This window comes from Ensifer sp. BR816 (assembly GCF_000378985.1).
GTDB lineage: Bacteria > Pseudomonadota > Alphaproteobacteria > Rhizobiales > Rhizobiaceae > Sinorhizobium.
Genome location: NZ_KB905371.1, coordinates 301398 through 327067, shown reverse-complemented (window position 1 = coordinate 327067; position 25670 = coordinate 301398). Strand labels below are relative to the sequence as shown.

The 25670-nt window shown below is 58.3% G+C and carries 20 protein-coding genes and 3 pseudogenes; 15 read left to right on the top strand and 8 right to left on the bottom strand.

Going from position 1 to position 25670, the window contains the following annotated elements; genetic code table 11:
* Positions 1–251 precede the first annotated feature (251 nt).
* The 5 genes from RHIBR816_RS0131165 to RHIBR816_RS0131145 all read right to left on the bottom strand — a co-directional run bounded on the left by RHIBR816_RS0131165 (position 252) and on the right by RHIBR816_RS0131145 (position 5852).
* Positions 252–1331 carry an OmpA family protein gene (locus tag RHIBR816_RS0131165; protein WP_018240507.1) on the bottom strand — a complete coding sequence of 360 codons (1080 nt, stop codon included), beginning with the start codon at positions 1329–1331 and terminating at the stop codon, positions 252–254.
* Positions 1328–2881: a methyl-accepting chemotaxis protein gene (locus RHIBR816_RS0131160; protein WP_018240506.1), complete on the bottom strand. Its 1554-nt coding sequence runs from the start codon at positions 2879–2881 to the stop codon at positions 1328–1330. Before RHIBR816_RS0131160 ends, RHIBR816_RS0131165 begins: the two co-directional genes overlap by 4 nt.
* Entirely contained in the window at positions 2881–3588 is a 708-nt protein-coding gene (locus RHIBR816_RS0131155) for a hypothetical protein (RefSeq protein WP_245262783.1), read from the bottom strand. The genes RHIBR816_RS0131160 and RHIBR816_RS0131155 overlap by 1 nt, the downstream gene beginning before the upstream one ends.
* Before the next feature lie 94 nt (positions 3589–3682).
* Complete coding sequence (locus tag RHIBR816_RS0131150) at positions 3683–5140, bottom strand: hypothetical protein (protein ID WP_018240504.1); 1458 nt, start codon at positions 5138–5140, stop codon at positions 3683–3685.
* Between the two features lie 82 nt (positions 5141–5222).
* A complete protein-coding gene (locus RHIBR816_RS0131145) occupies positions 5223–5852 on the bottom strand; it encodes a thermonuclease family protein (RefSeq protein WP_018240503.1) in 630 nt (209 codons plus the stop codon).
* A 1203-nt stretch (positions 5853–7055) separates the two neighbouring features.
* On the opposite strand from RHIBR816_RS0131145, the gene nifH reads away from it, so the two are divergent.
* The 12 genes from nifH (at position 7056) to RHIBR816_RS38145 (ending at position 17552) form a co-directional block, all read left to right on the top strand.
* Entirely contained in the window at positions 7056–7949 is an 894-nt protein-coding gene (gene nifH, locus RHIBR816_RS0131140) for a nitrogenase iron protein (protein ID WP_018240502.1), read from the top strand.
* Positions 7950–8060: 111 nt separating this feature from the next.
* Positions 8061–9563 carry a nitrogenase molybdenum-iron protein alpha chain gene (gene nifD, locus RHIBR816_RS0131135; protein ID WP_018240501.1) on the top strand — a complete coding sequence of 501 codons (1503 nt, stop codon included), beginning with the start codon at positions 8061–8063 and terminating at the stop codon, positions 9561–9563.
* Between the two features lie 126 nt (positions 9564–9689).
* The gene (gene nifK / locus RHIBR816_RS0131130) at positions 9690–11231 is read left to right on the top strand and encodes a nitrogenase molybdenum-iron protein subunit beta (protein WP_018240500.1); all 1542 of its coding nucleotides are present in this window, start codon (positions 9690–9692) and stop codon (positions 11229–11231) included.
* A gap of 63 nt (positions 11232–11294) precedes the next feature.
* Positions 11295–12797 carry a nitrogenase iron-molybdenum cofactor biosynthesis protein NifE gene (gene nifE, locus RHIBR816_RS0131125; protein ID WP_018240499.1) on the top strand — a complete coding sequence of 501 codons (1503 nt, stop codon included), beginning with the start codon at positions 11295–11297 and terminating at the stop codon, positions 12795–12797.
* Positions 12794–14179, top strand: a complete 1386-nt coding sequence (gene nifN, locus RHIBR816_RS0131120) for a nitrogenase iron-molybdenum cofactor biosynthesis protein NifN (RefSeq protein ID WP_018240498.1) — start codon at positions 12794–12796, stop codon at positions 14177–14179. Before nifE ends, nifN begins: the two co-directional genes overlap by 4 nt.
* Positions 14145–14639, top strand: coding sequence for a nitrogen fixation protein NifX (gene nifX, locus RHIBR816_RS0131115; RefSeq protein WP_026187640.1), 495 nt, complete (start codon positions 14145–14147; stop codon positions 14637–14639). The genes nifN and nifX overlap by 35 nt, the downstream gene beginning before the upstream one ends.
* The gene (locus RHIBR816_RS0131110) at positions 14640–15131 is read left to right on the top strand and encodes a NifX-associated nitrogen fixation protein (protein WP_018240496.1); all 492 of its coding nucleotides are present in this window, start codon (positions 14640–14642) and stop codon (positions 15129–15131) included.
* Between the two features lie 22 nt (positions 15132–15153).
* A complete protein-coding gene (locus tag RHIBR816_RS0131105) occupies positions 15154–15357 on the top strand; it encodes a CCE_0567 family metalloprotein (protein WP_018240495.1) in 204 nt (67 codons plus the stop codon).
* Positions 15354–15671 carry a ferredoxin III, nif-specific gene (gene fdxB, locus RHIBR816_RS0131100; RefSeq protein ID WP_018240494.1) on the top strand — a complete coding sequence of 106 codons (318 nt, stop codon included), beginning with the start codon at positions 15354–15356 and terminating at the stop codon, positions 15669–15671. The genes RHIBR816_RS0131105 and fdxB overlap by 4 nt, the downstream gene beginning before the upstream one ends.
* Before the next feature lie 84 nt (positions 15672–15755).
* Positions 15756–15965: an exopolysaccharide production repressor protein gene (locus RHIBR816_RS0131095; RefSeq protein WP_371259080.1), complete on the top strand. Its 210-nt coding sequence runs from the start codon at positions 15756–15758 to the stop codon at positions 15963–15965.
* 386 nt (positions 15966–16351) lie between these two features.
* Positions 16352–17365, top strand: coding sequence for a 1-aminocyclopropane-1-carboxylate deaminase (locus tag RHIBR816_RS0131090; RefSeq protein WP_018240492.1), 1014 nt, complete (start codon positions 16352–16354; stop codon positions 17363–17365).
* Positions 17340–17552, top strand: coding sequence for a hypothetical protein (locus RHIBR816_RS38145; RefSeq protein WP_198294197.1), 213 nt, complete (start codon positions 17340–17342; stop codon positions 17550–17552). The genes RHIBR816_RS0131090 and RHIBR816_RS38145 overlap by 26 nt, the downstream gene beginning before the upstream one ends.
* Before the next feature lie 172 nt (positions 17553–17724).
* Here RHIBR816_RS38145 and RHIBR816_RS38730 read toward each other — a convergent pair.
* A pseudogene (locus tag RHIBR816_RS38730) lies at positions 17725–17814 on the bottom strand (integrase); the annotation flags it as partial.
* Between the two features lie 158 nt (positions 17815–17972).
* Here RHIBR816_RS38730 and RHIBR816_RS0131080 point away from each other — a divergent pair.
* Positions 17973–19076 carry an IS110-like element ISSfr2 family transposase gene (locus RHIBR816_RS0131080; RefSeq protein ID WP_018240464.1) on the top strand — a complete coding sequence of 368 codons (1104 nt, stop codon included), beginning with the start codon at positions 17973–17975 and terminating at the stop codon, positions 19074–19076.
* 297 nt (positions 19077–19373) lie between these two features.
* Here RHIBR816_RS0131080 and RHIBR816_RS34905 read toward each other — a convergent pair.
* Positions 19374–20482: pseudogene (locus tag RHIBR816_RS34905) on the bottom strand (IS630 family transposase).
* 153 nt (positions 20483–20635) lie between these two features.
* Here RHIBR816_RS34905 and RHIBR816_RS0131070 point away from each other — a divergent pair.
* A pseudogene (locus RHIBR816_RS0131070) lies at positions 20636–21672 on the top strand (IS110 family transposase).
* 424 nt (positions 21673–22096) lie between these two features.
* On the opposite strand, the gene RHIBR816_RS0131060 reads toward RHIBR816_RS0131070, so the two are convergent.
* Positions 22097–23368: an MFS transporter gene (locus tag RHIBR816_RS0131060; protein WP_018240490.1), complete on the bottom strand. Its 1272-nt coding sequence runs from the start codon at positions 23366–23368 to the stop codon at positions 22097–22099.
* Between the two features lie 1455 nt (positions 23369–24823).
* Here RHIBR816_RS0131060 and RHIBR816_RS0131045 point away from each other — a divergent pair.
* Positions 24824–25669 carry a LuxR family transcriptional regulator gene (locus RHIBR816_RS0131045; protein ID WP_018240488.1) on the top strand — a complete coding sequence of 282 codons (846 nt, stop codon included), beginning with the start codon at positions 24824–24826 and terminating at the stop codon, positions 25667–25669.
* The last annotated feature ends 1 nt before the right edge of the window (position 25670 follow it).

Here is a 25670-nt window from a genome sequence, read left to right as displayed (position 1 = left end):
TGAGAGACGCGGCAAGGGTCCCTTCAACTAGGCGTCTATCCGCTCATTCTTCTGAGCGATGTCGATGCCTCTAACGTTGACCGAGACGAGCCTCCGCGGCATCGATGAGGTTCGGGTCACCTACGACTACGTGACGGACCGTGGTAGACGTTGTCACGGCAGAATCGACGTCCAGACGCGTACACGCTCGGAAAGATACTGATTTCGGGCATCAAAGCTCTCGACGGCTGCTAGCGGTGGAAAAGGACGAATTATTCGCGCATTGGGGCTGCGCTGTCTCTTCGGCGAATTCTGATTTCAATCCGTCGCCGGCTCTCCACGTTGCCCGCTTGGCCGGTGGTAAGCTTGTCGCCTGGAAGGACGAGTTGCGCGGCTGACAGAGGCAGGATCGTCATCCCCTCCAAGGCGCTGTTGGCGCTCAGGATGTTCGCAACGGAAATTGCACGGGCGAGCCCCAATCCGGCGTTGTCGGCCGGCACCAGTTCGGTGATCGGCGTCTTCGACGATACGACCCCGATCGAGAGCTTGTCCATGTTGGAGTTCGGTCGAGCGAGCGGCTGCTCGTCCGTGTGCCCGATCACCTCGACAATGTCGACGCCGTAACGCTTGAGGTTGTCGGCAATCTGCGTGGAGATCGAACCGTTCAAGTCAGCCGTGAACTTGTCGGTCAGTTCGGCGCTTGCAGACCTGAAATAGTAACCGCTGGCTTCGCTTAAGCTGATGATCGGTGGCCACTCATGTGGCTTCGACGTCTGGGTCTTCGCCAGTTCGCCTTCTGCCTTGGCGAGGAGGGTTTCGAGAAGTTTTCTGCGGCCCTCAGAACCCTTGAGCTGTGCCTCGAGCTTCTGCTGATCCTTCAATGCCTTCTCAGCCGCCATCAGTGCATCGATCCTATCCTCCAGCTTTGCTGGCTCGACCACGTCCAACGATCGTTCTTTCAGAAGCGCGATGCTTTCCACGAGTTCCCTGATGCGATCCTTGTCGACACCCTGCTCCTTCAATTCCTTGATCGCATCTCGTGCGACGACCAGTTCCCTCCATTCCTCTTCCATCTTGCGCTTGTCGACGAGGGTAAGCGATCCCGACAGTGCAGCGACCCTTGTCTCGAGATCTCTGACGTTCTTTTCCTTTTTCTTCAGCTCCGTCTGGAGCTTCTGGACGTCCTTGAGAGCGTTGTTTGCCTTCAGCCGCTCGTTGGCGATGATGGCCCCGGTGACGAGGAGCAGGCAGAATACCAGCAGAAGCATGGATTCAGCCATCGTGAAACCGAGGATTAGCCCTCTGTTGTAACCCTTTTGCTCTACGTTTGTCGCGGTATCGGCGGCGCTCATCGGCTAAACCAGCCGCTCTTCTTCGGCTTTTCCTCTTCGGAGACCCGCTCGGTGAGGACCGCTTCCCCTCCGTTGGCGCCGAGATTGGCTGTTGTGGTCGAGGCGATTGGCAAGGCCTCGACCACTGGCGTTGCAGGAACGTCTGCAAGGCGAATTTGCGAACGTTCTTCCGCAAAGCGGGCGGACATCGTATCCACCGCGCCGGCTGTCTTATCAGTAGCGGCCGCCGCGCGTTCGACCGCATCCATTACCTCGTCCAGTCGCTTCGTGTGTTCGCTGGCCGTGCTCGAGACGGTAGTCAGGTTTTCCGCCATCGCCTTCACGCTGGCCGTGTTCGTCTTCATGGAGGAGACCGCTTCCGACAGCTTCTCCGCGTTCTTGAGGTGAGCCTCTGTTGCGGCCTTCGTCTCCGTGATGATCCCATCGACCCTTCCGACCAGTGCTGAAACAGCATCGTTGCCAGTCTCGGTCGCCGCCGCGATTGCCCCCCATCTCTCCAGCGTGGCTGCAATGGCTTGCATGGACTGCCCGGAAGCCGCATTCGTCCCTTCGAGCTTCGTGGTGAGAGCCGTGAGTGTCGCGTTCGTCTGCTTGAACGGCGTAAGGGCCGTCAGCACCTTCTTGACCGTGTCTCTGGTCGTGGCAGCGTTCTCATCGATAGCCTTGCTGTGATCCGCGACCAAGGTCTGCAATGCTTCCATCACCGGTGTGACTTCGATCTTGAGGATCTCTTCCGGAGATCTTGAGGTCTTGAACTTTTCGGTCACCCCGTCGACAGCTTCGGCCAGCTTGTTCGTCCGCGCCTCGATCTGTTCGACGGACTCTTTGAGCCTGTCGCTCATCTCAGCCACGGAACGGGCATTGCGTTCTGCGAAGGAGATTATTTGCTCATGAGTCGTATCTAGGGTGAAAGTGAGTCGCTCCGAAGCTTCCTGTATGGACTTTGTCGCCTGCAGGGACATGGCTTCGATGGATGCACGAACCGCTTCCCCGCTTTTCTCCGCCTGCCTTGCGATCTCTTCGAATCCTTCAGCAAGCATCTGACTACTCGTGCGACGATAGCTCGAGAACTCTATCGCCGAGGTGTCCAGTTCCGTGCGGACCCGTCGCGTCATCTCAGCCAGATCGTGTCTCACCGCTCGCTCGATGTCGACGGGATCGCGCCGCATCTGGTTGAAGAGAATCCGGAGCGAGATCCCGGCGATCGTCGAGGAAATCGCGACGCCGAAGTTACGGACCACGTCCTCGATCGATGCCTGGCCGGTAAACTGGTACAGCGAAACACCGAGGCTCGTAAGCGTGAACAGGAAGCCCATGTAGTAGAGATTGTCGCCTGCCTGCTCGTTGTGGAGGCTAAGCCCGGCTGCGGCAAACGAGATGACGAAATAGAGCGCCATCATCGCCAACGGTATGAGCGTGATGGTGATGGTGCTCACACCGTAGAGCTTGCCGAACCAGATGATGAGAGCGCCCACAAAGGTCATGGTACCGAATAGGACCAACGGGCCGTGAGAGCGAACAAAGCGTCGAATGTCGAACTCAGCCAACATCACTCAACCCCCGCAAGTCTTTCGTAACCGAGAAATTCACCGCCGTTGGTCTGAACCCAGTGCAACCAGAATTCGGGAAGGCCGGAGATCGGCTCGGCAGTTTCCCGTTGGAAGACGAGGAATTTCACTTCGACGCCGTCGAGCGGAGTACGGTATCTATCCCGAGCAGTGCTCTTCTCATAAGCTTCCGTGTCCGGTCCGCTCTTGTAGATGGAGAATGAATCGGTGTGCTCGATCGTATCGGAAGCGACATAGATCTTCTTAGGCTTGCCCTCACTTTGCTTATCCGAGAAGCTCTCAATGACAATCCGCTGGATGCCTGCCATGATAGGCGAGCGTTTTGCTTCCGTGCCTTCTCCGATTCTGTCCTCGACCTCCCTCAGAGGCCGCTCAAAGCCTTCCTGCCAGCGCTTCTGGATCATCTTCGGGTTCGAGATCCAAACATCGGCATTCTTGTCGTCGCCGGGATTGCATCCACGGAAGGTGCGGGTGAGCTTTCCTTCCTCGTCAGTCAGTGTGTAGACCTCGACGAGGCCGCCCTGTTCAACAGCGGCAACCGCCTTTTGGAATTGACGCTTGAGATCCACTTTAGTGATTTCTGCAATGGGATCGGTGACGTCCAACAACATTGCGGTGACCGACATCGGCCCCTCTACAGGGCAAAGCTCGTCATCGAGCTTCGCCACTGCATTGGCGCGCATCTGCATGAAAAGGAAGCCTCCGACCGCCGCGAGCAGGACGGTAACTAAAGCGACAATAGAAAACATCTGTACGGCTGACGCGCCACCGCCGCGTCCATGTCTAGATCTTGGTCTGGGTCGTGCCATTGCCATACTCCGGGAAAATTGTGTCGAGTTGGTCGTATTGCTCCAGCGCCTTTTCGAACTCCTGACCGATTTGCCTCATATGGTCCGAGAGTTCCGTCTGGGCCTTCTTTATTCCCTCGGCTAGTTCCTGATCACTCCAGTCTTCCCCGGTGTTGGGGACGGCCTTTCGTCGTTCCAGCTTGAATTGCGCCGACCAGTACTTCGGCTCGGCTTTCGTCCGCGCCTGTCTGTTCGCCTCTCTGTAGATTTGGAGAAGCTTCCTGGCTGTGACCTCCAAGGAGCTTTGGTGCTCCATGAAGAGGTTCGTGGTGCGGGTGCGATTGTCGATGATGGACCCGTACTCACGCCGCCGATCGGTCAGACGACGCAGGACGTCTTCCACCGCGTCGATCCGATCGTCGCGCGTTTTCTGCAGTTGATCGATCAACGCAACCTTCTGGTCGATGTAGTGCTCTCGGGCAGCGTCGTAGCGCGATTGCGTCTCGGAGTATTTGGGATAGGAATCTTGCATGGACAGGCTGTCCAGTAGCGCTCCGACCGAGAACAGGAAACCTGTGGCGAAGAGAACCCATGAGTTAATGTCGGCCATATGGAAGGGAGCATTCTTGATCCTTTCCATGACGAGAACACCGACTTGAGCAAGCGACTCCGCAGAGACCTCTCGGTAGTGCGCCATCACGAAGTTGACGCCCACGGCGACCACGAGCCACCCGCAAACGCCGAGAAACCCCCACACCTTCTTGAGGAACATTCTGTGTCGTATGTACGGTATGACCTTCAATCCGAGCGCAACGGTCGCGAAGACATTCACGAAGGCGAAGCCGAATGCTACGCCGATGCCGCCGACGAGGCCTTGGGAATTGCCCTCGGCCAGATAGATCCCGTTCACCGCGGTTTCGATGAAAAGCAGCACGAAGACGATGAGCCACTTGATGATCTTGCTCGTGCTCGATGACGTCCTCGCTGTCCTCTTCAATCCATTGTTCGCTTTGAAGTCTGCAAGTTCAGCGTCCGCTTCCTTAAGATGGCGGCGAAGCCCGAAGAGTTCGTCGCGTCCCTTCGAGACCTCCATCTTGAATTCCGACAGGCTGGCGATGCTAGCTTGGTGGATCTTCGCGAAATGGCCGGTGAAATCCAAATTCCTCAGCCGGGCCGCATACGCGCCGAATTGATCTTCGAGAATTTGGTAAGAGTCGGATCGGACATTCTCGACCGCCTCGATGATCGATTCCTCTATCTCGTCCATTTCCTTCGCCGTCGACGGGGGCTTGTTCTCTGCACCGTTGGCAGAGCCTTTCTTTTCCAGGTCTAGGGTTTTGGCGAGTTTGTCCGGATCGAGAGGAGGAAACGGGTCCGTTGTGATGCGGAAGTCGTGACTGGATTCACGGACGCTCTCAAATAGGCGGTTTAATGCTTCAAAGCGTTGGGCCATGTGGGGAGATGCCAGCTAAATTATGGAACGAGGGTGTAGGGCGATAGACAGCCAATCGAACATGTCGCTTACGAGCGCATATCTAATTTCCCCATAGTGGCGCGCGCCAGCCAGCGGAGATGGCTTCAGCTTCGGAGCAGAACCATCTTTCCCCGCGCCCGAGATCGATCTTCGTCTTCTCGTAGTCTTTCGACCACGGCACATGATAGATTCGGTCGTTCTTGCGGTTGATGTTGCCCTTGATCGGGCACTTCCCTTCTGGAACGGACGACAGGGATGCGTCCCACTGATGCGCCCTGTACTCCCATGCCGTTTCTGTCGGAGCCTGCCAGATGCCGACACGCCGCTGTTTCGCGGCATCTTCCAGCTTCACGTAGTCGACCGAGTACTTGCGGAACGCCCACGCCATACCCATTTCGACCATACGGGCATTGATTTCGACTCCGTCGGCTATGCAGACTGAAATGGTGCGCCCATAGGCGTCCTGACCGCGGGAATCACATTCCACCGCCTTGCCGAGCACGACCTCCTCCATTTGGCGGATCGCTGTCTGGCCGCAGGCCCAATCCGTTCCGTCACTGCCGGTGCAAGCTTGACCAGCTTCAGGGGCGTCGATGCCATGGAGACGGTATCGAACACCGTCCACGTCGAGGGTGTCTCCATCCACCACGTGAACGGCTGAACCGGCGAATGCAGAATTAAACAGCGACATGAAGATCGCTAGAGATAATGGATGAATTCTCAAAATAGCCCCCGAAGCCCCTAGTGAGGCTAGATCAAACAATCTATCGTTTCAATCGTCCAAAGGCTGAAGTTGCGGCAGCACTCAAATCCTTCCACGACATTCTTTTCGGCGGCGGGTCGCATAAGACATCTTGGGGTTCGGCTTCCTTTTCCAATGGTGATGGATCGAGGCGGAGGGGGGAGTGGGCTGCCGTGCGTCCGGTCTGAACGAGCTCGTCCGAACCTGTCCTTCGAAGACCGCGCCCGGATACCTATGAGGTTGAACGCGGATGGTGGCAGCCAACGATCGAGGAACGACGTGAGGCCATAGGGAAGGGGGTAGGCGAAGAAACGCAAAACAGGAACTGCGTAGCAACGGGGGATGGCGTGTGCACGCGCGAAAAGATTGGCCGGCTATCGGCGTCTTCACGTTGCGTCGCCCGCGAGTTCCACGAGGCGGGTGGCAATAATGGCGGGTGAAGATCGAGAGCGGCCTGGATGCAACGATATCGAAACAGCACCTGGCTGCTATCAGACGAGGCTTGGATGGACCCCCATCCTCGATTGTGCAAGCGGCACTGTAACGGCCGGTCGGAGGCTCGACTAACCGCCGCGCATTCCGTTATTTCCGAATTAACAGGCGCGTTATAAATGTGATTGCCGGAGACGCTCACGTCCGAAGGGTCACTGGGAGCGGGCCGTCTCAGTTGTCGTCTCCTTTAACGTGAGGTCTGCCTCGTGGCCCTTTACTGGGATCTCTGTGCCCATGACATCCAGCGTCCATTGGCCAGAACTACGTTGGTTTCTCACTTCCAGGCATCGAAACCGTCTGGAATGTTCAGTTTAAGTCCCTTCCAACTCGGCGGACAATTGGCTGGAAAAAACAGTTGCCATACCGGAAACTCATTGATCTGGCTGTGGGGCGCCGCCAACCTCGTCTTCCGGCAAGCTCAACACGCGGCGGTCTCAAGCATGGCCCTGACAGCTCTGTCGGCTTTGTCGAAACCGCGACACAGGCTTGTTGCGCGACAGGGGTTCGTTGTGTCGGAGCCTAAATAGCTGAAAACAAACAAAAGACCTTTCCTTCGGATGGCTCAGCCAAATTGGCACGAGTTTTGAACCCTTCATTGCGAGGCGGCGCGAGCTGCCGATTGCCATTGCGCGATGGATGGAACGAAGGAAGGAAGGCAACATGTCAGATTTGCGTCAAATCGCATTTTACGGCAAGGGGGGCATCGGCAAATCCACCACCTCCCAAAATACGCTCGCGGCTATTGTCGATCTGGGGCAAAAGATCCTGATTGTGGGCTGCGACCCCAAAGCCGACTCCACACGCCTGATCCTGAACTCGAAAGCGCAGGACACGGTTCTGCATCTCGCGGCGGAGGAAGGCTCGGTGGAAGACCTCGAACTCGAGGACGTGCTCAAGGTCGGCTACAAAGGCATCAAATGCGTGGAGTCCGGTGGTCCGGAGCCGGGCGTCGGTTGCGCCGGCCGCGGCGTCATCACCTCTATCAACTTCCTTGAGGAAAACGGCGCCTATGACGATGTCGACTACGTCTCCTACGACGTGCTTGGCGACGTGGTATGCGGCGGCTTCGCGATGCCGATCCGCGAGAACAAGGCGCAAGAAATCTACATCGTCATGTCCGGCGAGATGATGGCGCTCTATGCGGCCAACAACATCGCCAAGGGTATCCTGAAATATGCCCATTCGGGTGGCGTGCGGTTGGGTGGATTGATCTGCAACGAGCGCCAGACCGACCGCGAACTCGACCTCTCCGAGGCGCTGGCTGCCAAGCTCAATTCCAAGCTCATTCATTTCGTGCCGCGCGACAACATCGTCCAGCACGCCGAACTCAGGAAGATGACGGTGATCCAGTATGCCCCGGACTCCAAGCAGGCCGGGGAATATCGCGCGCTGGCCGAGAAGATCCATGCAAATTCCGGCCAGGGCACTGTCCCGACCCCGATTACCATGGAGGAGCTCGAGGACATGCTGCTCGACTTCGGCATCATGAAGACCGACGAGCAGATGCTTGCGGAGCTCCAGGCCAAGGAAGGCACGCTGGCGGTTGCCCAATAACCTCCCCCGCCGCCAGCAGGAGCGCGCCGGCATCGACCCCGGCGCGCTCTTCCTAAAGAACACCGCCTCGTCGACGAGGCGTCACCCGAACGTTGAAAGGGGGCAGGGCCTATGAGCCTCGACCATGAGAATGACGGCGCTCTCAATGAGAAGCTTATCCAGCAAGTGCTGTCGCAATATCCAGACAAGGCGGCGAAGCGCCGCAAGAAGCACCTCAGCGTGGCGAAGAGCGGAGACGAGTCCGGGAAGGAGGGAGAGATCCTTTCCGAATGCGACGTCAAGTCGAACATCAAGTCCATTCCGGGCGTGATGACAATCCGCGGCTGCGCCTATGCCGGCTCCAAAGGTGTGGTGTGGGGTCCCGTCAAGGATATGGTCCACATCTCACACGGGCCGGTCGGTTGCGGCCAGTATTCCTGGTCGCAGCGCCGCAATTACTACGTCGGCACGACGGGCATCGACACGTTCGTGACGTTGCAGTTCACATCCGACTTCCAGGAGAAGGACATCGTTTTCGGCGGCGACAAGAAGCTGGAAAAGCTCATCGACGAGATCGAAGAGCTGTTCCCGTTGAACAATGGCATCAGCATTCAATCGGAATGCCCGATCGGCCTGATCGGTGACGACATTGAGGCGGTGTCGCGCAAAAAGGCCCAGGAGCACGAAAAGACGATCGTTCCCGTGCGCTGCGAGGGCTTCCGCGGCGTCTCGCAATCGCTTGGCCACCATATTGCCAATGACTCGATTCGCGACTGGGTCCTCGACAAGGCCGAAGTAGAGTTCGAAGCCGGTCCTTATGATATCAACATCATCGGCGACTACAACATCGGCGGCGACGCGTGGGCCACGCGCATCCTCCTGGAGGAGGTGGGGTTGCGCGTGGTCGGCAACTGGTCGGGGGACGCGACCCTCGCGGAGGTCGAGCGGGCGCCGAAGGCCAAGCTCAACCTCATTCACTGCTACCGGTCGATGAACTACATCTGCCGGCATATGGAGGAAAAGTACGGCATTCCCTGGATGGAATATAATTTCTTCGGTCCCTCCCAGATCGAAGCGTCTCTCCGCAAGATCGCCAAGCATTTCGGGCCGGCGATCGAGGACAAGACCGAGGCGGTCATTGCCAAGTACCGCCGCTTGGTCGATGCGGTCATCGACAAGTACTACCCGCGTCTCCAAGGCAAGACCGTGATGCTCTATGTCGGCGGGCTTCGCCCTCGCCACGTCATTACGGCCTATGAGGACCTCGGCATGGAGATCGTCGGTACCGGCTACGAGTTCGGCCACAACGATGACTATCAGCGCACCGGCCATTACGTGAAAGAGGGCACGCTGATCTATGACGACGTGACCGGTTACGAGCTGGAAAAGTTCATCGAGGGGATCCGCCCTGATCTCGTCGGCTCCGGCATCAAGGAGAAGTATCCGGTGCAGAAGATGGGCATTCCGTTCCGTCAGATGCATTCCTGGGATTATTCCGGGCCGTATCACGGCTACGACGGTTTTGCCATTTTCGCCCGTGACATGGATCTGGCCATCAACAGCCCGGTCTGGGATCTCTACGACGCCCCTTGGAAGAAAAAGGCCGGGCCGCCAATGGCGCTGGCTGCCGAATGAAAAACCAGGGCCTTCGAGGAGCAGGGGGCCCTAAACGTCCCCGACCCCCCATTCAGGGGAAATCTGAAACATCTCGACATCCCCTGTGCCGCCCTCTGGCGCGCCAGATGAAAAGAGGTAACCACCATGCCGCAGTCGGCCGAAAAAATTCTCGACCATGCTCCGTTGTTCCGCGAGCCGGAATACAGGCAGATGCTTGCCGAGAAGAGGCTGAATTTCGAGTGTCCGCACCCGGACCAGATCGTTACCGATCAGCGCGAATACACCAAGAGCTGGGAGTACCGCGAAAAGAACCTCGCCCGCGAAGCGCTTGTCGTGAACCCCGCCAAGGCCTGCCAGCCGCTCGGCGCAGTGTTTGCTGCCGCAGGCTTCGAGCGGACCATGTCCTTCGTCCATGGAAGCCAGGGCTGCGTTGCCTATTACCGTTCGCACCTGTCACGGCATTTCAAGGAGCCTTCATCGGCGGTTTCGTCATCGATGACGGAGGACGCGGCGGTATTCGGGGGGCTTAAGAACATGGTCGACGGCCTCGCCAACACCTATACGCTTTATGATCCGAAGATGATTGCCGTTTCGACCACCTGTATGGCGGAGGTCATCGGCGACGACCTGCACGGCTTTATTGAGAACGCCAAGAACGAAGGCTCGGTCCCGCCCGACTTCGATGTTCCTTTCGCTCACACGCCCGCCTTCGTCGGCAGCCATGTCGACGGCTACGACGTCATGGTCAAGGGCGTTCTAGAGCACTTCTGGAAGGGCCAGGAGCGCAAAGCATCCGGTGGAACGATAAACATCATTCCGGGATTCGACGGCTTCTGTGTCGGTAACAACCGCGAGCTCAAGCGCCTGCTCGACCTGATTGGCGTGTCCTACAACTTCATTCAGGATGCCTCTGACCAATTCGACACGCCGTCGGACGGCATGTATCGCATGTATGACGGCGGCACCAAGATCGAAGATGTGAAGGCGGCACTCAACGCCGAAGCGACACTTTCGCTGCAGCACTACAACACCCGCAAGACGCTGGAATATTGCAAAGAGGTCGGGCAGGCGACCGCCTCGTTCCATTATCCTCTCGGCGTGAAGGCGACCGACGAATTCCTGATGAAGGTCTCGGAAATTTCCGGCAAGGATATTCCTGGGGCAATCGGTATGGAGCGCGGCCGACTGGTCGACGCCATGGCGGACAGCCAGGCCTGGCTGCATGGCAAGAAATACGCGATCTACGGCGATCCTGACTTCGTCTACGCCGTGGCCCGATTCGTCATGGAGACGGGCGGCGAGCCGACCCACTGCCTCGCCACCAATGGCACTTCAGCCTGGGAAGCCGAGATGAAGGAACTGCTTCAATCCTCGCCCTTCGGCAAGGATGGCCAGGTCTGGGCGGGCAAGGACCTCTGGGCGATGCGCTCGCTGCTCTTCACCGAGCCGGTGGATCTGCTGATCGGCAATTCCTATGGCAAGTATCTCGAGCGCGACACGGGCACGCCGCTGATCCGGCTGATGTTTCCGATCTTCGACCGGCACCATCACCATCGCTTCCCTCTGATGGGCTACCAAGGGGGCTTGCGCGTCCTAACGGCAATCCTCGACAAGATCTTCGACAAGCTCGATCGCGAGACGAGCGAGCCGGGCGTAACAGATTATTCCTTTGACCTGACCCGTTAAAGTGGCGGTTGGCCTTCGCTCAAGGCCGGCCGTACCCCCCGATGGAGTTGAAAAACCGGCGCAATGTCACCGCTCACCGTTAAAATCAATGATGTCTTCAACGAGCCCGCCTGCGAGAAGAACCGCAGCAAGGATGCAAAGGCGCGCCAGAAAGGCTGCTCGAAGCCGCTGACCCCCGGGGCGGCAGCCGGCGGCTGCGCTTTCGACGGGGCCAAGATCGTGCTGCAGCCGATCACTGACGTCGCGCACCTGATCCATGCGCCGCTCGCCTGCGAGGGAAATTCCTGGGACAACCGCGGCGCAGCGTCGTCGGGGCCAACGCTATGGCGCACCAGCTTCACGACAGATCTTACCGAACTCGACGTGGTGATGGGGCAGGGGGAGCGGAAGCTTTTCAAGGCGATCCGCGAGATCAAGGAAAAGCATGCTCCGCCGGCGATCTTCGTCTATTCGACCTGCGTGACGGCGCTGATCGGCGACGACATCGAGGCGGTCTGCAAGCGCGCGGCGGAAAAGTTCGGGTTGCCGGTGGTGCCGGTCAACACACCGGGCTTCGTCGGCTCCAAGAACCTCGGCAACAAACTCGCCGGCGAGGCCTTGCTCGATCATGTCATCGGCACGGTCGAGCCCGACGATATCGGCCCTTTCGACATCAATATTCTTGGCGAATTCAACCTTTCCGGCGAGTTCTGGCTGGTGAAGCCGCTTCTTGACCGGCTCGGCATTCGGGTGCGCGCCTGCATTCCGGGCGATGCGCGCTACCTCGACGTGGCCTCGGCGCATCGTGCCCGGGCGGCCATGATGGTGTGCTCGACGGCGCTCATAAATCTTGCCCGCAAGATGGAGGAGCGCTGGGACATCCCGTTTTTTGAGGGATCGTTCTACGGCATCACCGACACCTCGGAAGCGCTCCGCCAGATCGCCAAGCTGCTTGTGAACAAGGGCGCCGATCTGGAGCTCATCGAGCGCACGGAGACACTGATCGCAGAGGAGGAGGCGATTGCGTGGGAGAAGCTTGAAGCGTACCGGCCGAGGCTTGAAGGCAAGCGCGTGCTGCTCAACACCGGGGGCGTGAAGTCCTGGTCGGTCGCCCATGCGCTGATGGAGATCGGCGTCGAGATTGTTGGCACTTCCGTCAAGAAATCGACGGTTGAGGACAAGGAACGCATCAAGCAGATCCTGAAGGATGAGAACCATATGTTCGAGTCGATGCCTGCACGCGAGCTTTACGACATGCTCTCGGAAGATAAGGCCGACATCATGCTGTCGGGCGGGCGCACGCAATTCATAGCGCTGAAGGCGAAGACACCCTGGCTCGATATCAACCAGGAGCGTCAGCACCCCTATGCCGGCTATGAAGGCATGGTGGAACTTGTACGCCAGATCGACCTTGCCATTCACAACCCGATCTGGCGCCAGGTGCGGGAACCCGCACCATGGGAATACCAACCCGCTATCGAGAAAGAACTGCCGAGCACGAAAAGCGACACCGAGACTGTTCACGACTTCAAGAAAGCATCCCCACAAGAGCCGACGGTTTCGGCAACCTTCGAGGAAAGCCGATGACCCGCATCCTTCCCCAAACCAAATCGGCGGCGGTCAATCCGCTGAAGTCGTCGCAACCGCTGGGTGCCGCGCTCGCCTTTCTCGGCGTCAATGATGCGATACCGTTGTTCCACGGCAGCCAGGGCTGCACCAGCTTCGCCCTGGTCCTTCTCGTGCGGCACTTCAAGGAAGCCGTCCCATTGCAGACAACGGCGATGGACGAGGTGGCGACGATCCTCGGCGGCATGGACCATCTGGAAGAGGCGATCCTCAATCTAAAGGCCCGGACGAACCCGGAACTGATTGGGGTCTGCACGACGGCGCTGGTGGAAACCCGGGGCGAGGATTTTGCAAGGGGTCTGTCGAACATCAAGATGATGCGTGCCAAGGAACTTGCTGGCACCGAGATCGTGCTGGCCAACACCCCGGATTTCGACGGTGCGATCGAGGAGGGGTGGGCCAAGGCTGTCACCGCCATGATCCAAAGGATTACGCTGCGCGGTGAGCAGGCAAGGCAGCGGAAGAAGATTGCGATTTTGCCAGGCTGGAACCTCACGGTCGCTGACATCGAGCATTTGCGCGAGACGGTGGAAAGCTTCGGGCTCAAGGCAGTGATACTGCCTGATCTTTCCGGCTCGCTCGACGGTACGGTGCCAGATGACCGTTGGGTGCCGACCACCTATGGCGGCACCACGGTCAAGGACATCCATGAGCTTGGCACCGCGATGCAGTGCATCGCAATCGGGGAGCATATGCGCCGTCCGGCGGAGGTGCTGGAGAGACTGACCGGAGTGCCTTACGCATTGTTCCAGTCGCTTACAGGATTGAAGGATACAGACCGTTTCGTCTCGCTGCTTTCTGCGATTTCCGGCACGCCGGCGCCGGCAAAAATCCGCCGCCGCCGCGCACAGCTACAGGACGCCTTGCTCGACGGGCATTTTCATTTCGGCGGCAAAAAGATTGCCATCGCCGCCGAGCCGGACCAGCTTTACCAGCTTGCCACCTTCTTTACCGGCATGGGCGCCGAGATCGCGGCGGCCGTATCCACGACCGGCACCTCGAAAATTCTCGAGAAAGTGCCGGCCGAACAGGTCCAGGTCGGTGATCTTGGCGATCTCGAGGGTTTTGCCGCGGGCGCTGATTTGCTCGTCACACATTCGCATGGACGCCAGGCGGCCGAGCGCCTCCGAATTCCGCTCATGCGCGTCGGCTTCCCGATCTTCGATCGACTCGGCAGCCAGCACAAGCTCACGATCCTCTATCAGGGGACGCGCGACCTGATCTTCGATGTTGCGAACATCTTCCAGGCCAGCCAGCACGCGCCAACGCCAGGGTCACTCGATCCGTTCCGTAACCGGGAAATGCCAGATGACAGCCGCCCGCCGACTTTCTCTCGTCACTGACGAGGTTCACCCACAGGGGCCGAAAGGGAAAACAGGTTCATTGCGTGTAGCGATCGCCACGCGGGATATGAAGAGCCTCAACGCCCATTTTGGATCGGCCAAGCGCTTCGCCGTCTATGACGTGACGTTCGATGGCTGGAATTTCGTGGAAGCCGTCGCCTTTGAAGATGTTTCCGACGAGAGCGGGATGCACCGGAACGACGGCGATGACCGCATCACCCCGAAGGTGGAGGCGTTGAAGGGCTGCCATCTGCTATTCTGTCTGGCCATCGGCGGCCCTTCGGCAGCCAAAGTCGTTTCGGCAAAAATCCATCCCATCAAAGTGCCGAGCCCCCAATCCATAGAAGACGTACTGTCGCGAACCCAGACCATGCTCAAGACGGCGCCTCCGCCTTGGCTGCGCAAGGTGCTGACGGAAGCAGGTGCCGGCAAAAAGCAATCGTTTGAGGATGAGGACTGAATGATGAGAACACCGTCGGATACCCTGGTCATCCGTGCCGTCGACGCGGACGAAAGGGCCCTTGCCACCCCTTTTCTCAAAAGCCTCATACGCCTGATCCGCGCCCAAGATACCTATGGAATGTGGGAGGACAAATCCGACGCCGACCTGCTCGCCGACTTCATCGTCACGAAGGAGCAGCGTCGTGAGATCCCGATCATCGGCGATCCCGATCCGGACGTACTCTGGAGGCTCCAGATTTTCTACACCTGCGCGGCGCTTGCTATCGAGGAGCGCTCCGGCCTGCTTGCAGCCTCGACCATGATGATGAGCAATGAGGGCTTCGGCCGCGTGGTTCTCACGACCGGGCGATTGGTGGTTCTGTCGAAGACCCTGCGAGATGTCCATCGGTTCGGCTTCGACACACTCGGCAAACTTGCGAAGGCGGGTGCGAAACTGGTCGATGATGCCATAGCGGCCATCGAAGCCTATCCCGACGCGGCACGGGCATGACCCAGGTTCGAGGAGGGGGATCATGACAGATCTTGAGAAAGTTAAGGAGAAAGTCCGGAAATTGCAGTCGCGAGCTGGAACTGCGAAGAGGGAACTTCACGATCTCGCCGAGGACCTTCCGGTCAACTGGACCGAAATCAAGGCCGTCGCCGAGAAAACATTCGACGCCTTTGCCGAATTGGACGCTGCAAAGAAAGAGCTCAGCGCGCTGGAGGACTCACGATGATGAGGGCCTTCCTTACCCGCGATGGCTCCAGTTGGATGCCCGAATATCTGACCGCTATCGATAGCACGACCTGCATTGGCTGCGGCCGCTGCTTCAAGGTCTGCTCGCGCGAGGTCATGCACCTTTACGGCGTCGATGATGCGGGCGAAATCCTCGGCATCTGCGACGACGAGGATGACGACTTCGACGGCGAGCTCAATCGTATGATCATGGTCGTCGACCAGGCCGGCCGCTGCATCGGCTGCGGAGCCTGCGCCCGCGTCTGCCCGAAGAACTGCCAGACCCACGTTGCGGCTGACAAGGTTGCTGCATGATATGACTGACAAACCAGGAGGACGGCGTTGCCTTTCCCAATCTTCTGTCGCCTCCTTCTGCTGATCCTGTGCACCAATGCTATAGTGGTCTACTTCGTCTCGTATTCCATCCGCAGAGTGCTCGTCACTACGTTCGCTGGTTGGCTGCTTCTTCAGGTGGCTTATTTCGCAGGCGTGCTTTTTTTGGTCTGGCGGTCTAGCTGCGCTCAGAGAAGTGCCCAAAGGGCCAAGCATTTCCGTAATTGCGAGGAAGTTCTTTACCAGTCGCAAGTGCATCATGAGGGTGACAACTGAATCCTCAGATGTGTTCCAGCTTGTGTCTAAGGCGTAGCGTAATTGTCGCTGCTTGAGGGGCCGCAATAGATAGTGCTCAGATTCGTGCTATTTCGGACGAACCATAAACATCGAGCTAGCCGTCGAAGGTATACCATGCACGGCATGGCCGGAGTTTGACTGTAGTTCCGTCGTTCCGTCGCCGAGGGTGATGTAGCTTTTCGGCCCACAGACGGCGCCGGCTTCAATCCTGCTCACCGGCATCCTGGTTGCTTCGTCTCTCTGACCAAGGAGACGTTAGAAATAATGAAAGCGCTCTTCTGGGCATCGGCGAGCACCGCCGACCTCAATACACCAGGAGCTGTGCACAGGTGGTTAGGACTCAACCACGTATCACTGGAGAGAACATGCTGAAAAAGTTCGAACGATACCCACTCACCTTTGGGCCTACGTCCATTGAGAAGCTCGACCGCCTCAGCAAGCATCTAGGGGGAAAGGTGGAAATCTATGCCAAACGTGAGGACTGCAATTCTGGGCTCGCGTTCGGCGGAAACAAGCTCCGCAAACTCGAGTACATCATACCGGACGCGATCGCGTCGAAAGCGGATACGCTTGTCTCCGTCGGCGGCGTGCAGTCCAACCACACGCGGATGGTCGCCGCCGTCGCCGCTAAGATCGGTATGAAATGCGTCTTGGTACAGGAGAGCTGGGTGCCACATGAGGATGCCGTCTACGACCGAGTCGGTAACATTCTCTTGAGCCGGATCATGGGCGCAGAGGTGTGGCTAGTTGATGAAGGCTTTGATATCGGCATCCGCCACAGTTGGGAACAAGCCCTTGACGAGGTCAAGCAAAGGGGCGATAGACCCTATGCGATTCCGGCCGGGGCGTCTGTTCATAAATATGGCGGACTTGGCTACATCGGGTTCGCGGAGGAAGTATGCGCACAGGAGAGGCAGCTTGGGTTCGCCTTCGACTATATCGTGGTTTGCACGGTTACGGGCTCAACGCAGGCTGGCATGGTCGTCGGCTTCGCCAAGCACAGTCGACAGCGCAACGTGATCGGAATCGACGCCTCCGCCACCCCCATCCAAACGAAGGCGCAGGCGCTACAAATTGCTCGGCATACTGCAAAGCTCGTTGATCTCGGCATGGAAATCGCCGACGATGATGTGAGATTGTTCCAGGAGTACGCGTACCCGTGTTATGGCATTCCGTCTGAGGATACGAAAGAGGCCATCCGCCTGTGTGCCCGGCTTGAGGGCTTGATTACTGATCCCGTCTATGAGGGAAAATCGATGCAAGGGTTGGTCGACCTCATCCAGAATGGCTTTTTTCCAGAGGGTTCGAAAGTCCTATTCGCGCATCTTGGCGGCGGGCCGGCTATCAACAGTTATGGGTATACATTCCGTAACGGCTGATGTTCAAGTAGGGTTCTCCGCGCGTGCCAACGAAATAGAGACCCTCATCCCGCTGGTCAACGTGATCACCTACGCCTCCGTCACCGCCATTCTCAAGTCCGGCCTCGACCGGGCGGGCGCCGCACAACCGGCAAAGCCGACACCGCTGCGCGCCAACATCCGCGGCAGCAGCTATTACCATGTGTAACGGCCTCTTCGGGCCAAGGTTTGCTGTGACTCTTTCCCTGCCGGGTGGCGGTGCGCCCATATGTCGGCCTTTCTGTACGGCGGATGGCCGCTGGCCTCGATGAAGTCCGCGCCGCGAGCAGCCAAACACTGAACCCACTGTTTCGTGCGCTGGTAGTAGCGGCTTGTCTCGCGTCGGGCTTTCGTCCCAGTGGTTCAACGTCATGCAGGTAGGAACGTTGCGTGGCCGGCGACAGGTTGCGAAGCGTCATGTCGTCGATCATGCTGCGGCGCAGCGGGCTCACCGCTGCCCTTGCGTAGGTCCGGTCGGTTTCCTAGACTAAATGTTCGCCTGGGGCTGGGTGACCCGTCTCACAATATGCAGGTATCGAGGGTTGCGAGAGCGGTCCTCTCGTAGAGCCTCATGCATAGGAGACGGGCCATGGACGAGACTATCACATACGTCGGATTAGATGTTCACAAAGAAACGATTTCGGTGGCACTTGCCGATGGCGGTAAGCGCGGTGACGTGCGCGCGTTTGGCCAGATCGTAAACACACCAACGGCCTTGGCCCGCATGCTGGCGAAGCTTTCGCAGTCGGGGCGGACGCTGAAGTTTTGCTACGAAGCCGGACCTTGCGGCTACGGCATTCAGCGGCAACTGTCTGCCGCTGGCCATCACTGCGTCGTTGTCGCCCCGTCTTTGATCCCGCGAAAGCCAGGCGATCGCATCAAGACGGACCGCCGGGATGCCCACAATCTGGCAAGGCTTCATCGCGCTGGGGAGCTGAGCGCCGTCTGGATCCCCGATCCCGCCCATGAGGCAATGCGCGATCTGGTGCGGGCACGCCTGGCTGCCGTGCGCAGCCTGCGACAGGCACGCCAGCAACTCAGTGGGTTCCTGCTGCGCCATGGCTGCCATTATGGCCGTCCAGCCTGGACGCAGATGCACCGCCGCTGGCTGGCCGGTCTTCGCTTCGCGCAACCAGCCCACCACATTGTGCTTGAGGATCATATCGCGACGATCGAGGCTGCGACGGACCGGCGCGATCGGCTGACGAAGCAGATCGAGATCATGTTGAGCGATTGGTCATTGGCCCCAGTCGTCCAGGCGCTGCAATCGCTGCGCGGCATGGCTTTGGTGACCGCAGCAACGATGATTGCCGAATTGGGCGATATCAGTCGCTTTACCAATCCGCGTCAACTGATGGCCTATCTGGGGCTCGTACCATCGGAGCATTCGAGCGGCGCAACCCGACGTCAGGGCGGCATTACAAAAGCGGGGAACGGAACCGCACGCCGCATGTTGATCGAGGCGGCCTGGAGCTACCGGTTTCCCGCAAGGGTGAGTGGCGAGCAATTGCTGCGCCAGGAGCAGCTCCCAAAAGCGATCCGCGACACGGCATGGAAAGCGCAGGAGCGGCTGTGCAGCCGTTATCGCAAGCTGACGAAGGCCGGAAAGCCGGCAACGACCGTAACCACGGCGATTGCCCGTGAACTGTCGGGCTTTGTCTGGGCGATTGCATGCCAGGTCTCACCGCGTTGAACATCGCCAAATCTTAGGAAAGCAAAGAGGAGGAGGAACGAACCCATCAGAAGCCATGTGCACCTGGGCAAGGCTGGGGGCACGGTCACGGCAGGAGAACCCTCGTTTCCACTATCAGCCGGTTTAATTCCGACGCTGCCAACTAGACTGAGGAAGCTCCGCGACGCATCAGGTCCGGCGGTACTCAACCCGCGTATCAGAGCATGATCAACCGTCGTTCATTGACCGTGCCTCCTGCTTTCCCCAGGACGCACTCATGCGAAACACGACGTCCGAGAAAATCGGGCGGGAGAATTTCTATGCCTGCTGCTTGAAAAGGCGAACATGAGAGTGGATGGAATCTAACACTTGGTGCCCACGTTTGACGGCGGCGATGATTTTGTCAGGGTCAGCGGTCCAGGTGAAGGGTTTGGGTTGCTGGTTATGCTCGACAAGGAAGCGGTTGATGGCGGCCTGGAGGTCGACGAGCGAATGAAAGACGCCGCGCTTGAGGCGACGTTTCGACAATTTGGCGAAGAAGCCTTCGACGGCGTTGAGCCACGAGCAGGAGGTCGGGGTAAAATGGAAGGTGAAGCGCTGATGGCGGTCGAGCCAGGCGCGCACCTTGGGATGCTTGTGGGCGGCATAGTTGTCGAGGACGACGTGGACGGCCTTGTCGGCCGGCACTTGGGAATTGATGGCATTGAGAAAGCGGATGAACTCCTGATGCCTGTGGCGCTGCATGTTCCTGCCGATGACAGTGCCGTCGAGCACGTTGAGGGCGGCAAACAGCGTGGTCGTGCCGTGCCGTTTGTAGTCGTGGGTCAAGGTGCCAAGCCGGCCCTTCTTCAAGGGCAGGCTTGGCTGGGTGCGATCGAGCTCCTGGATCGGCTCTTCTCATCGACCGACAGCACGATGGCGTGGGCCGGCGGGTCGACGTAGAGGCCGACGACGTCCTTGAGCTTGGCGACGAACTGCGGGTCGTTGGAGAGCTTGAACTGTCTCCAGCGGTGGGGTTGAAGGCCGTGCGCCTTCCAGATCCGGCGCACCGCGCTGGCGCTGATGCCCACCGCGGCCGCCATCATGTCGGCAGTCCAGTGCGTCGTCTCGCACGGCGGGTCGGCAAGCGAAAGCGCCACCACCCGCTCACTGATCTCCGGCCCGAGCGGCGGGATGCGCGAGGGGCGCGTCTTGTCGCGCAAGAGACCCTCGAAGCCTTCGGCGGCGAAGCGCTCCTGCCAGCGCCACACGCAGGTCTTCGATTTGCCGGTCTGCCGCATGATCTCGACGGTGCCGACGCCATCGGCACTCAACAGGATGACCTCGGCGCGCCAGACGTGCTTCTGCGGCGCATTGCGATCTCGGATGAGCGCGATCAAGCGTTGGCGATCGCTCGGCGCAACGGTGAAGGATATTCCTGTACGCATGCGCGCCACACTCGCATACGAACGCGCGAAAAGGAATCCCAAACCAGATGGGGTGATTGGGGTCTCTGCCGAGCCAGATGATAGCGGCTGCTCCTGTCGAAATGTGAAAACGTGGTCGATGTGAGTCGCCACAACCATTTGGAAGGAGCAGCCATGAAGTACTTTGCCGGACTGGACGTGTCTTTGGAAGAGACCTCTATTTGCATTGTCGACGAGACTGGCCGGATCGTGAAGGAGGCGAGAGCGTTGAGCGATCCGCAGGCGTTGTGTGAAGCGCTGAAAGGGACCGGCTTGCCGCTTGAGCGGATCGGCCTGGAAGCGTGCTCGCTGACGGCCTGGCTTCACGATGGATTGCACGCCGAAGGTTTGCCGGCGATCTGCATCGAACCGCGGCAGGCCAATGCGGCGATGAAGACGATGCCCAACAAGACCGATCGCAATGATGCCCGCGCACTGGCGCAGATTATGCGCACTGGCTGGTATCGGCAGGTGCACGTGAAGAGCCGACAGTGCCGGCTTTGGCGCTCGCTGCTGGTTGCCCGCCGCACGGTTCTGAACGAGATGCGGTCGATCGAGAACGTGGTGCGGGCGATGCTGCGCGAGGCCGGCGTCAAACTGGGCTTGCCGTCGCGTAGCGCTTTTGCCGGCCGCGTGCGGGAGCTGGCTGGCGCCGACGCCCAGATGATGGCGATGGTCGAGCCGCTTCTTGCGATCCTCGCCGTCATGCTGGGAGAGTTTGCCCGCCTGACGAAGCAGGTTCTCGACATCGTCCGCAATGAAGAAGTCTGCCGGCGGCGGATGAGCACGCCGGGCGTCGGGCCCATCACCTCGCTTGCCTTCCGCGCTACGATCGACCGGCCGGAGCGGTTCGGCTCCTCGCGGGCGGTGGGCGCGCATCTGGGGCTGACGCCGGCCGCTACCAGTCCGGCGAGACCGACATCCAGGGCAAGGTCAGCCGCTGCGGCGATGAACTCGCCCGCACCGCCCTTTACGAGGCCGCCCACACGCTGCTGGTGCGCTCGAAGAAATGGTCCAGCCTCCGGGCCTGGGGCATGAACATCGCCAGGCGCCGAGGAATGGCGCGTGCGCGTGTGGCGGTGGCCCGCAAACTGGCGGTCATTCTGCATCGTATGTGGACCGACGCGACCGAGTTTCGCTTTGGAAAGGAGCCAACCGCACTGGCGGCGTGAATCAAGACCAATCAAAGGAACGCGCAACACGAACAAAGCTTTTGCCCGAAAGGGCGATGCCTGAATCGTTCCGTGGGGACGACGGGCGAGGCGATCTCGTTAAGAGTCCCGAACCTGCCGGTCAAAACTCGGCAAGGTCGTGAAACAGATTGAGACGCCTCGCTCTCCTGACCCCATCATGCGGCGGCCAGAGCGCCGACCGCGAAGAGAAGCGAGTGATCTACGGGACGGTCCAGAAAAAAGTGCAGGAGTGGCTTGACCAAAATGACCCCAATCAGAGAGGACTCTTATGTTAGGTGGGGACCACTAGTCAGGGTTGGTTCCCACCCCAACATCCCACTAGGAGATCGCGCCTACAAATGCCCACCGCTTCCGCGTCAGCGGGATAGTTCAATCTGTCGATTCCGGATTTCAATCCGATGCTCTAGAACCCCTTCCAGCTTCTTCGGCTACTGTGAAGAGCGAATTTACAGCAACGGGCTTCAGGTGGCGTTGAATCGGGAGGGATAGAGATGGTTGCGATGGCCGCAGCGACAGAGGCGATCCCAGCCAAAACGAATGTAGTCGACAACGATTCCGTGATCACCATTCCTGCAATTACCGAGCCCAGCGGGAAACCTGCGACGTTTAGGCTCATCGAAATGGACATTACACGGCCAAGCTGTTGTGGGTTGGTGCGCCGTTGGCGCAATGTCAGCATCGCGACATCAATAGGGCCGGACATCACGCCAACGACCATCAGGCCGATTGCTAGACCACCGAATCCGAACTCCGCCGCAGTCGGCCATGCCGCAAAGCCGGTGACAACCATTCCGGCAGCCATAACGTGGCGCTCGCGTCCAGTGGTTCGCATATGTCCGGCGAAGAGCGCACCGACACCTCCGGCGACACCCATCGCAGCCCACAAAAGCCCTATTACTGAACTGCCTGCCGCCGCGGCGTAGTGATCGGCCACGAACACCGGAACCACCACGTGAAGGGTGCCCCATGTGATTTGATACAGTGAATAGGAGACGGCCAAGCCGCGTAACGTAGGTTGCCGCGCTACCATATGAATGCCCTCGATTGCTTGGCGCAGGAAAGATGTCTGTGTGGAAGCCACTCCCGGCAAGCGTTGGACGTGAGACAAGCAGACCACCGCACCTGCATAGGCCACCGCGATTATCGACATTGCAGTTTCCGGCCCTAGCCAGGCTACGACCACACCCGCCATCGCCGGCCCTGTGATATCGACGATGGCAAAGACCGCGGTGTCCAGTGCATTAGCCCGATCAAGCAGGTGCGACGGAACGAGTCGCGGCAGCAGAGTGCGGGTTCCCGCGGCGCCCAAAGGACCGGCGAGCGAAAACAGCATCACCAAGATGAACAGGACCGCCGGTGTGGACCAACCGGCCCAACCCGTGATGCTGATCGCGGCAATGAGGGCAGCGCTGGCGATCATATTGATCCTAACCGCGATTGTCGGCCCCACGTGATCAAGCAAAACGCCCGCGATAGGGCTTACAATCAGGCCGGGAACCATTGCTGTAAATGTAAGCCATCCGGCCAGAGCCGGCGACGAAAACCGCGCCAGCACGAACAACACCAATGTGAGGACGAACATGCGCCCGGCCAGACGTGATAGAGTAGCAGCAAGGATAAGGGGAAATAGGCTAGGTATTTTCAAAAGATTGCAGTATGAGTTCTGCCGTTCCATGATGACCTGCGCACAGTGGTTAGGTTGTGATCATTGCCAGGTGAGTACGGCTTCTTTGGCCAGCGGCTCGGCGTACTTGATCCACACCTATTGGTCGGCTTCATTCCGTCGTAGCAGCACTCTACACAAGGAGGTTGCAATGACAGTGTTGATTTCGGCTGAACCAAGTGGGACGGAAAACTGATACGCCCTGTAGGCCTGAATAAGGCTCATGAAGTCGCGAAGCCGTTGCCATTCGACCCAGTTCAATTTTCAACCCCACCAGGCCGCAATTGGCGTCGTTGAGCGCGGAGACGTTTAGCGCACATATATGAGCCCTCAGGAACTGGCGTTTCTCAACCGTCTGCGCTTTCTCCGCATCCGACCAATAGCACTTCGTTCGCCGCGCCACCGGTTCGACAGTCTGGACGTCCGATTCTGGTTCATAGTCGCGTTCACTAGGCTTCCCGTAAGATTCAGGCAGTAAATGAGCGACAGCGCGCCGGCAAGCTATGCGGGACGCCCAAGCCCTTATCTTTCAATCACAACAGAATTGGTGAATATCAGTGAATACCTCATGACAATACTACCATTCTAGATAGGTGCACAAAGGCAAGGTTGTCCGCTAAACCTGAAATAATGGGGTTGTCTAATTTCGGTGCCGGCTAAGCTTTTATTCGTTTTCAAGGCGCTGCCGGGTACATGGTTGTCTTTGCGTTCGACATGAGCCGCATGATGGCATTTCGCAAGAAGCCTTCAAAAAATGTGGACGGGAACTCAGCCGAGTTGGCGGTGCCACCCATCAGTTCTCAGTGGAACGTATAGCCCGCCCGGGTTGCAAGTCGGATTGTAACCTGTTCAGTCTGCTTCAACGTATTTGGTCTCACGGGCATACGTGGTAAGATTGCTATCCGCGCGTTCAGAGCCGCAGCAACAACTCGGTTTCATAGTCCCATTGCACTGCAGTGCTTACGAACGCCGGTAATCCTTCTCACAAACATTGTCGGCAGCCTGTAGGCGCCGCTCGGAAGATCGTTCTTTTCGCAGAACCGCTTAGTCGATTGCGCAACCTTGTTTGCGAGCATCACTGCTGCAACGTTGCGCTGGAAAAGCCGACCTCCTCAACAAGCCTTAGGCTCATCTCATGTGCAATGTGTTGGCGCATGCCCGCAAGAGCGGCCGCCGTGTTGTATTCGCCTTCCTCGCTACGGTTTTTGCGCATGAGACGCCGCAAGCGGCCACCAGCGACTAGACAACCCCATCAGTTGAAACGGCTGAGTTCCGACTACATTTGGCTCGATGCCGATCAATTGGCAACATCTTAACTTGTTCCGCTCAGTGATTTTGGCATGATTTTTGATTGCCTCTTAATCAACGACGACAAGGAACGCGAATCAACTGCACAATCGAGCAGCTTCTGTCAGCGGCAGCTTTGTCAGCTTTAACGAAGATACCAGCCTATTGGGAAAGACAGCTATGTATCGCTCGGGGGTGGCTTCGATCAGTCTAGTCGGAGGAGAGAAGGCTAGAGCAGCCGAACAGCAGCCTTGTTTCTATGAAACGCAGTCCCCAAACGCCCCGAATGAAAAATATGCGGTTGAGTTCGGTCGATTTCTCGACCAGACGCAGGGTGTTGTTCATTCTCAACAGTTGTTCGATCTGTTAGCTGCGTTGGCGCGGAAGTTCGACTGCTCGTGGATCGCTTACAGCCCCCTGATATCGAGCCGAAAAATCCTGGAGCCACGATGCCAAGATTGTCCGTCCATGCTGAACTATCCGGACGCATGGAAGAAGCGGTATTCGGATATGGGATATTACAGGATCGATCCGATCATCAAGAAAATTCGACAGAGCGTGAGCGCCCTTCGATGGAAGGACGTTTACAATGATGTAAGCACGACCGTAGATGAACGACGAATTTTCGACGAGGCCTCAATATATGGTTTGAAATCTGGCATCACGGTGCCGCTACGCGGCCCCAACGGCAACTTTGCCATGATAAGCTTTGCCCAACGCTCGACCAGTGAACTTCCAAGTAGAGTTGTCACCCTGTTACACCTGTCTGCATTGCATTTTCACATCAGGCTGGGCGCCTTGCGAAGCTACGGCTGCATTGAAAACGAGCCTGAGCTTTCCCTAAGAGAGAAGGACTGCATTCTTTGGGTTGCGAGAGGCAAGTCGTCGTGGGACGTTGGAAGAATCCTTGGGATCTCTGAAAATACGGTCAAGTTCCATATAAAAAAAGCTATGTATAAACTGGATTGCACTAGCAGAACTGTCGCGGTTGTGAAAGCACTTAAATTAGGAATCATTGACATCTAGA